Origin of the sequence: Streptosporangium sp. DT93, assembly GCF_049844535.1 — a bacterium.
In the GTDB taxonomy this organism is placed as follows: Bacteria; Actinomycetota; Actinomycetes; order Streptosporangiales; family Streptosporangiaceae; genus Streptosporangium.
In genome coordinates, this window is record NZ_JBNCLF010000050.1 from 1 (window position 1) to 1,720 (window position 1,720).

Genomic DNA, 1,720 nt, shown 5'->3' on the forward strand with positions numbered 1-1,720 from the left:
GATAGTCGAAGCTTCTGGGAAGTTGCGCCGTAGACCGTGAGAGTCGGGTAGGCGAAATTGGTTGGACTGTTGGAGGGGATCCCAAGTAGCACGGGGCCCGAGAAATCCTGTGTGAATCTGCCAGGACCACCTGGTAAGCCTAAATACTCCCTGATGACCGATAGTGAACAAGTACCGTGAGGGAAAGGTGAAAAGCGCCCCGGTGAGGGGTCGTGAAATAGTACCTGAAACCGTGTGCCTACAAGCCGTAGGAGCGTAAACGAGGTTCGCCTTGTTTGTGATGTGACTGCGTGCCTTTTGAAGAATGAGCCTGCGAGTTATGGTGTGTGGCGAGGTTAACCCGTGTGGGGGAGCCGTAGCGAAAGCGAGTCTGAAGAGGGCGTTTGAGTCGCATGCTGTAGACCCGAAGCGGAGTGATCTAGGCATGGGCAGGTTGAAGCGCGGGTAAGACCGCGTGGAGGACCGAACCCACCAGGGTTGAAAACCTGGGGGATGACCTGTGTTTAGGGGTGAAAGGCCAATCAAACTCCGTGATAGCTGGTTCTCCCCGAAATGCATTTAGGTGCAGCGTCGCGTGTTTCTTGCCGGAGGTAGAGCACTGGATGGCTAATGGGCCCGACAAGGTTACTGACGTCAGCCAAACTCCGAATGCCGGTAAGTGAGAGCGTGGCAGTGAGACTGCGGGGGATAAGCTCCGTAGTCGAGAGGGAAACAGCCCAGACCACCGACTAAGGCCCCTAAGCGTGTGCTAAGTGGGAAAGGATGTGGAGTCGCAGTGACAACCAGGAGGTTGGCTTAGAAGCAGCCACCCTTGAAAGAGTGCGTAATAGCTCACTGGTCAAGTGATTCTGCGCCGACAATGTAGCGGGGCTCAAGTACACCGCCGAAGTCGTGGCATTCACATATTAGTCTGGCAGCTTGTCTGTCTAGGTGTGTGGATGGGTAGGGGAGCGTCGTGCGGCCGGGGAAGCAGCGGAGTGATCCAGCTGTGGAGGCCGTGCGAGTGAGAATGCAGGCATGAGTAGCGAATCAGAAGTGAGAAACTTCTGCGCCGGATGACCAAGGGTTCCTGGGGCAGGCTAATCCGCCCAGGGTAAGTCGGGACCTAAGGCGAGGCCGACAGGCGTAGTCGATGGACAACGGGTTGATATTCCCGTACCCGCTACGATGCGCCAATACTGAATCCAGTGATACTAAGGGTCCTTAAGTCCCCTGTTGGCCTTCGGGCTTGGGGTGAGGCTGAACGCCTGGCCTGAACTGGTAGTAGGTAAGCGATGGGGTGACGCAGGAAGGTAGCCCAGCCCAGGCGATGGTAGTCCTGGGGTAAGCATGTAGGACGTGTTGTAGGCAAATCCGCAACGCATTAAGTCTGAGATGTGATGCCGAGCCGATTGTGGCGAAGTGGGTGATCCTATGCTGCCGAGAAAAGCCTCTAGTGAGTGTCGTGGCGGCCCGTACCCTAAACCGACTCAGGTGGTCAGGTAGAGAATACTAAGGCGATCGGGTGAACTGTGGTTAAGGAACTCGGCAAATTGCCCCCGTAACTTCGGGAGAAGGGGGGCCTTCGCTGGTGATGAGCTTCGCGCTCTGAGCTGGTGGGGGTCGCAGAGGCCAGGGGGAAGCGACTGTTTACTAAAAACACAGGTCCGTGCGAAGTCGTAAGACGATGTATACGGACTGACGCCTGCCCGGTGCTGGAACGTTAAGGGGACCGGTTAGT

1 rRNA gene is annotated in these 1,720 nt (G+C 56.5%); it reads left to right on the forward strand.

The features are described from left to right. Positions 1–1,720 (forward strand): 23S ribosomal RNA (locus ACLQ2R_RS39400); the annotation flags it as partial.